General features: G+C 62.8%; 5 protein-coding genes and 1 pseudogene. 2 read left to right on the forward strand and 4 right to left on the reverse strand.

Translation table 11 applies throughout. The features are described from left to right. From HX803_RS29935 to HX803_RS29945, 3 genes are all read right to left on the reverse strand, one after another. Positions 1–1,336, reverse strand: a 1,336-nt coding sequence (locus HX803_RS29935) for an efflux RND transporter permease subunit (RefSeq protein ID WP_178925716.1), incomplete at its 3' end; no start/stop codon positions are given. Positions 1,337–1,340: 4 nt separating this feature from the next. Further along, a complete protein-coding gene (locus tag HX803_RS29940; protein WP_178925717.1) occupies positions 1,341–4,403 on the reverse strand; it encodes an efflux RND transporter permease subunit in 3,063 nt (1,020 codons plus the stop codon). Between the two features lie 13 nt (positions 4,404–4,416). Continuing rightward, positions 4,417–5,544 carry an efflux RND transporter periplasmic adaptor subunit gene (locus HX803_RS29945; protein ID WP_178925718.1) on the reverse strand — a complete coding sequence of 376 codons (1,128 nt, stop codon included), beginning with the start codon at positions 5,542–5,544 and terminating at the stop codon, positions 4,417–4,419. Between the two features lie 241 nt (positions 5,545–5,785). Between HX803_RS29945 and HX803_RS29950 the strand changes: the two genes are divergently transcribed. Together HX803_RS29950 and HX803_RS29955 are read left to right on the forward strand one after the other, a co-directional pair. After that, positions 5,786–6,391, forward strand: a complete 606-nt coding sequence (locus HX803_RS29950) for a TetR/AcrR family transcriptional regulator (protein WP_178925719.1) — start codon at positions 5,786–5,788, stop codon at positions 6,389–6,391. 210 nt (positions 6,392–6,601) lie between these two features. Further along, positions 6,602–7,060 carry a transposase gene (locus tag HX803_RS29955; RefSeq protein ID WP_178925720.1) on the forward strand — a complete coding sequence of 153 codons (459 nt, stop codon included), beginning with the start codon at positions 6,602–6,604 and terminating at the stop codon, positions 7,058–7,060. A gap of 128 nt (positions 7,061–7,188) precedes the next feature. Here HX803_RS29955 and HX803_RS29960 read toward each other — a convergent pair. Further along, positions 7,189–7,299: pseudogene (locus HX803_RS29960) on the reverse strand (heme-binding protein); the annotation flags it as partial.

The raw sequence follows: 7,299 nt of genomic DNA on the forward strand, positions 1-7,299 counted from the left end.
ACACCGCCACCAGCGACACGCTGATGGTCAGCACCGTGAACCCCACTTCCCGCGCCCCGGCCAGGGCCGCTTCCACCCGGGTCTTGCCGCGCTCCAGATGACGCATGATGTTTTCCACCACCACGATGGCGTCGTCCACCACAAAGCCGGTGGAAATGGTCAGCGCCATCAGTGACAGGTTATTCAGGCTGTAGCCAAGGAAATACATGGCGCCAAAGGTGCCGAGCAACGACAGTGGCACCACGATCGCCGGCACCAGGGTGCTGCGCCAGTCGCGGAAGAAACCAAAGGTCACCAGCGTCACCAGCAGGATCGACGCCAGCAAGGTCACTTCCACGTCATGCAGCGACGCCCGAATGGTGGTGGTGCGGTCCATCAGCAGGTTGAGTTTGATCGAGGCCGGGATCGAGCTTTGCAGAAACGGCAGCGACGCCTTCACCGCATCCACCGTGTCGATCACGTTCGCGCCCGGTTGCTTGAACACCACCAGCAGCACGGCCGGCTTGCCGTTGGACAGGCCGAAGTTGCGCAGGTCCTGAACGTCTTCGCGCACGTAGCCAAGGTCCGAGATGTGGATCAGGTCGCCGTTGTGCTCCTTGACCACCAGCGGCCCGTAATCGTCAGGGTTAAGCAATTGGTCGTTGGCACCGATGCCGTAGGAGCGGTCGCCCACCGCCACATTGCCCTTGGGCAGGTTGGCATTGGACGCGCCGATCACCTGGCGCACCTGCTCAAGGCTCACCCCGTACTGATTAAGGCGATCCGGATTCAGCTCGATACGCACCGCCGGCAACGCACCGCCGCCCACCGTCACATCGCCCACGCCCGTGGTCTGCAACAGGCGTTGTTCCAACACTGTCGAAGCGGCGTCGTACATCTGCCCCGGCGTGGCGCTGTCGGAGGTCAAGCTGATGATCAGGATCGGCGAGTCAGCCGGGTTGACCTTGCGGTACGTCGGGTTGCCCGACAGGTCGCTCGGCAAGTTGCTGCGCGCGGCGTTGATGGCCGCCTGCACGTCCCGCGCCGCGCCGTCGATATCGCGGTTCAAATCAAACTGCATGGTGATGCGCGTCGAGCCCAGGCTGCTGGCGGAGGTCATTTGCGTGACCCCGGCGATCTGGCCGAACTGACGCTCCAGCGGCGTGGCCACGGAGCTGGCGACGGTGGTCGGGTCGGCGCCGGGCAACGAGGCGCTGACGCTGATGGTCGGGAAGTCGACTTCCGGCAGCGGCGCCACCGGCAGCAGGTTGAACGCCAGCACGCCAAACAGCGCGAGCCCGGCCGCCAGCAGCGTGGTGGCAATGGGGCGATGGATAAACGGCGCGCTGAGGTTCATCGCATCATGGCTCGACCGCCACGCGACGGCTGAAACGCTCGCCCAGGCCGTGCATGGCGAGGAAGATCACCGGGGTGGAAAACAGCGTGAGCAACTGGCTCAGCAATAGGCCGCCGATGATTGCGATGCCCAGCGGGTGACGCAACTCCGAACCAATCCCCGTGCCCAGCGCCAACGGCACCGCACCGAACAGCGAGGCCATGCTGGTCATCAGGATCGGCCGGAACCGCAACTCCGCCGCCTGGCGAATCGCAGCCGCCGGGCTCAAGCCACCTTCGCGCAACAGCTCCAGGGCGAAGTCGACCATCATGATGCCGTTCTTCATCACAATGCCGATCAGCAACACGATGCCGATCAAGCCAATGATGTCGAACTGCGTGCCGGTCAGCAGCAGCGCCAGCAACGCACCGAGGGCCGCCGAGAGCAAGGTCGAGAGGATGGTCACCGGGTGCACGAAGCTCTCGTACAGAATGCCGAGCATCAGGTACACCACCACAATCGCCGCCAACACCAGGAACACCTGGTTGGACAACGACGCCTGGAACGTCGCCGCCGCGCCCTCCAGGTTGGCTTGCACCGACAGCGGCAGGCCGACCTGGGCTTCGATGTCCTGCAAACGCGTGACCGCCGCGCCCAACGTTTGGCCGGGCGCGAGGTTGAACGACACGTCCGCATAGGGAAACTGCCCCAGGCGGTTGATGGTGACCGGCGTACGCACCACTTCCAGGGTCGCCATGCTCGACAGCGGCGCCACCCCGCCTGCGGGAATGTCCACGTACAAACCGGTGAGCAAGTCCGGCAGGTTACGCGGCGGGTGGTCGGTGGCGATCACCACGTGGTACTGGTTGAGCTGGGTGTAGAGGGTCGATACCTGGCGCTGGCCAAAGGCGTCGTACAGCACATCGTCGATGGCTTGCGGGGTGATGCCCAGGCGCGAGGCGGTGGCGCGGTCGAAGGTCAGCTTGATCTGGTTGCCGAACTGCATGGCCTGGCTTTGCACATCGGTGAACATCGGGTCTTTCTTGATCGCGGCGAGCAGTTTGGTGGTCCACTGTTCCAGCTCATCCGGGTCGGTGGCTTGCAGGCCGAGGCGGTAGCTGGTGGTGGACACCGTGGCGTCCAGGGTCAGGTCTTGCACCGAGTGCAGGTACAGGCGGATGCCGGCGTCATCGGCATTGGCGTCCGCGAGGCGGCGGATCACGGCGGTACTGCTGTCACGCTCGCCACGGGGCTTGAGGTTGATCAGCAGGTTGCCCTGGTTGATCGTGGGGTTGGTCTGGTCGATCCCCACGAACGAGGACAGGCTCTGCACGGCCGGATCCTTGAGAATGCGCGCGGCCAAACGTTGCTGCTCAACCTGCATCTGCTGGAACGAAACGGTCGGCGACGCCTGGGAAATACCCTGGATCAGGCCGGTGTCCTGGTCCGGGAAAAACCCCTTGGGCATGATCACCAAGGTGAACAACGTGAGCGCAGCCGTGAGCACCACCGAGATCAGCGTGAGGGTGCGGTGCGCCAGCACCCAGTCCAGGCCGCGCACGTAATGGCGGTTGATCCGGTCGAAGAAATCCGGCCGGCGCGCCTCGTGCTTGGACTTGAGCATGCGCGCGCACATCATCGGTGTGAGCGTCAGGGAAATCACCGCCGAAATCACGATGGTCACCGCCACGGTCATGGCGAATTCACGGAACAACCGCCCCACCACATCGCCCATGAACAGCAGCGGGATCATCACCGCAATCAGTGCGATGGACAGCGAAATGATGGTGAAGCCGATCTGCTCGGCGCCCTTGAGCGCGGCCTGCAACGGCGTGTCGCCCGCCTCCAGGTAACGGGTGATGTTTTCGATCATGACGATGGCGTCATCCACCACAAACCCGATGGCAATGGTCAGCGCCATCAGCGTCAGGTTGTTCAGCGAAAAACCCAGGGCGTAGGCCACTGCCAAGGTGCCGATCAGCGTCAGCGGGATGGTGACGGCGGGGATGATCGTCGCCGGGATATTGCGCAGGAACAGGAAGATCACGATCACCACCAGCAGGATCGCCAGCCCCAGCTCGTACTGCACATCGGTGACCGAGGCGCGGATGGTCTGGGTGCGGTCGGTCAGCACCGCCACCTTCAAGGTGCCCGGCAGGCTGGCGCGCAACTTGGGCAGCAGTTGCTGCACGCGGTCGACCACCTCGATCACATTGGCACCGGGTTGACGCTGGATATTCAGCACGATGGACGGCGTGTCATTAGTCCAGGCCGCTTGGCGCGGGTTTTCCGGCCCTTGGGTGGAACTGGCGATCTGCGACAGGCGGATCGGCGCGCCATGCTTGTAGGCGATCACCAGGTCGCGGTATTCCTCGGCCGATTGCAGTTGGTCGTTGGCGCCGATGGAATACGCCTGGAACTTGCCATCGATATTGCCCTTGGCCTGGTTGACGTTGGCCGTGCCCAGCGAGGTGCGCAAATCATCCAGGGACAGGCCGAGGCTGTTCAGCGCCGAGGTGTTGGCCTCCACCCGCACGGCCGGGCGCTGGCCGCCGCTGATGGTCACCAGGCCGACGCCGGTGATCTGCGAGATCTTCTGCGCCAGGCGCGTGTCGGCCAGGTCTTCGACCTTGGTCAGCGGCAGCACGTCGGAGGTCAGCGACAGCGTCAGTACCGGCGCATCGGCCGGATTGACCTTGCTGTACACCGGCGGGTACGGCAGGTTCGCCGGCAGGAACGTGCCCGCCGCGTTGATCGCTGCCTGCACTTCTTGTTCGGCCACGTCCAGGGACAGCGACAGGTCGAACTGCTGGGTCACCACCGAGGCGCCGTCGGAGCTGGTGGAGTTCATCGACTTGAGCCCGGGCATTTCACCGAGCTGGCGCTCCAGCGGCGCGGTGATCGAGGAACTGACCACATCCGGGCTGGCGCCAGGGTATTGGGTGAAGACTTGGATGGTCGGGTAATCCACCTCGGGCAGCGCCGACACCGACAGCAAGTGATACCCCAACAGGCCGAGCAGCAGCACCGCCACCATCATCAAGGTGGTGGCGACCGGGCGTTCGATAAAGGGCCGCGAAATGTTCATGCTCGGCAGCTCCTCACTGGGCGACGACCTTCACCACGGAGCCATCGTCCAGTTTGTCGGCGCCCTCGGTGACCACCTGCTCACCGGCCTTGACGCCGTTGTCGAGCACCGCCGACACGTCGCCGGTGGACGGGCCGGTCTTGATCGTGCGCAGGCTGGCCTTGTTGCCATTCACCACAAACACGAAATCGCCTTTGCTGCCGTGCTGGATCGCGCGGGTCGGCACCACGGCGATCTGACTCAAGGTGTCGGCTTTGAGCCGTGCGTTGACGAACTGATTGGGGAACAGGGCATCGCCCGAATCGTCGAACTGCGCCTTGACCTTGATCGTGCCGGTGCTGGTGTCCACCTGGTTATCCAGGGCCAACAGGCTGCCGGTGGCCAGCAAGGACTTCTTGTTGCGGTCGTAAGCCAGCACGGGCACGGCGCCACGGGCCAGGGCCTGGTCGATTGTAGCCAGGTCATCCTCGGGCACGGCAAACACCACGGTGGCCGGGTTCATCTGGGTGATCACCACAATGCCGGTGGTGCTGGCGGTGGTGACATAGTTGCCGGGGTCGACCAGCCGCAGACCGACCACGCCATCCACGGGTGAGGTGATGGTGCAGTAGCTCAGTTGCACTTCGAGGTTTTGCACATTGCCTTGGTCGGCGGCCACGGTGCCTTGTTGCTGCTGGACCAGGGAGGCTTGGGTGTCGAGGGTTTGCTGGCTGGTGGAGCCGGCCTTGACCAGGTCGCGGTAACGGGCGAGGTCGCGCTGGGCGTTGCTCAACACCGCCTGGTCATGGGCGAGCGTGCCCTTGGCCACGGCCAGCTGCGCCTTGAGCGCGCGGTCGTCGATGCGGGCGATGACCTGGCCCTTGCTCACGTGCTGGCCTTCCTTGAACTCCACGCTGCTGAGAATCCCGTCGACCTGGCTTACCACAGTGACGCTGCGCGTCGGTGTCACGGTGCCCAGCGCGTCGATGTACACCGGCACATCCTGCAACACCACCGGCACCACCGCGACGGGCTCGCCGGGAGACGGTGGCTTGCCTTTATGGGCGCCGCCCATCAGGTGCATGCCCAGGCCGACCACCAGCGCGATCACCAACAACGCGCCAACACCCCAGGCGAACGTACGTCGTCTGCTTTTCTCCACGGTTTCTCACTCGAACGCCGAATACAGGACAGAACGGCAACCGGCAAAGGTCGCGTCGTTGCCCTGAACTCTAGCAGCCTGCCCTTCGCCTGCCTGTACTACCTTGAATGCGTTCAGCCTCAAGACAGACAATGTCAGTGTAACGCCCGTGATACGTGGGCTACGGCGGGATTCTTGAGCGCTGCGCAAAGCCGGTGCTACCATGCGCAACCGCCAGTCTTGGCAAGGAAACTCCAGGTTTATGAGCAGCATTCGCGAGCGCAACAAAGAAAAAATCCTGCGGGCGGCCAGCGAGGAGTTTGCCGACAAAGGCTTCGCCGCGACCAAAACCAGCGACATCGCCGCCAAGGCCGGGCTGCCCAAGCCCAACGTCTATTACTACTTCAAGTCCAAGGACAACCTCTACCGCGAGGTGCTCGAAAGCATCATCGAGCCGATCCTGGCCGCCTCCACGCCCTTCAACCCCGAGGGCGAGCCATCGGTCGTGCTGAGCAACTACATCCGCTCGAAGATCCGCATCTCCCGCGACCTGCCGTTTGCCTCCAAGGTCTTCGCCAGCGAAATCATGCACGGCGCGCCGCACCTGAGCGCCGATCAAGTCGAGCAACTCAACGCCCAGGCCAAGCACAACATCGACTGCATCCAGAACTGGGTCGACCGCGGCCTGATCGCCGCCATCGACCCCAACCACCTGATGTTCAGCATCTGGGCGGCGACGCAGACCTATGCGGATTTCGACTGGCAGATTTCGGCGGTAACCGGGAAGGCGAAGTTGGATGAGGCGGATTATGAAGCGGCGGCGCAAACGATCATTCGGTTGGTGTTGAAGGGGTGTGAGCCGGACTGAGAGATCGAGGTGTCTGTGCTATTCGCGAGCAAGCCCGCTCCCACATTTAGTCCACGCAAGACATATATTGTATGAACGCCGCAAGTCCCCTGTGGGAGCGGGCTTGCTCGCGAAAGCGCCCTCCCATACACATCCTGCCAAAAGCCATTCCATCAAGATCAGCCACCGATATCTAACCTCTCAAAACCCCCACTGAAGAGAGGCCAAGGAATGCCTGATCTAGCCCAATCACACCGCCTGCGCACCGGACGATTCAGCGAACCGAACCGCACCTACCTGATCACCACCAACACCCAAGAACGTATACCGATATTCAGTGACTTTCATCTGGGTCGCCTGGTGGTTTGGCAATTCAGGCTTGCCCACTATCAAGGACTGGCGAACTCCTTGGCCTGGGTGGTGATGCCTGATCATTTTCACTGGCTGGTCGAACTGCAAAAAGGCTCACTGGGCGACCTGATGTGCCAGGTGAAATCCAAGAGCACTCGAACGGTGAACGGCGCGACTGGCCGCAAGGGTCGGCTGTGGCAAACCAGCTTTCATGACCGGGCACTGCGCAAAGAGGATGACTTGGTAAAAATGGCCCGGTACGTGGTGGCCAATCCTTTGCGGGCTGGACTGGTAGAGCGGATTGGTGACTATCCGTTGTGGGATGCAGTTTGGATTTAGAGCTGATACCGAGTTGCCGCCTTCGCGAGCAAGCCCGCTCCCACATTCGACCTCATTCCTAAGTTGAAACTCGGTCAACCTGTGGGAGCGGGCTTGCTCGCGAAGAGGCCCTAACAGTCACCCAAAGATCAAGCCGACACCCCCGCATCCGCCAACAACCCCACTCCCTCAATCGCCGTAATCGCACACTGCTCATCAATGTCCGATGTATCCCCGCTGATCCCGATTGCCCCCAGTAC

The organism is Pseudomonas sp. P7548 (assembly GCF_013386585.1).
Classification (GTDB): domain Bacteria; phylum Pseudomonadota; class Gammaproteobacteria; order Pseudomonadales; family Pseudomonadaceae; genus Aquipseudomonas.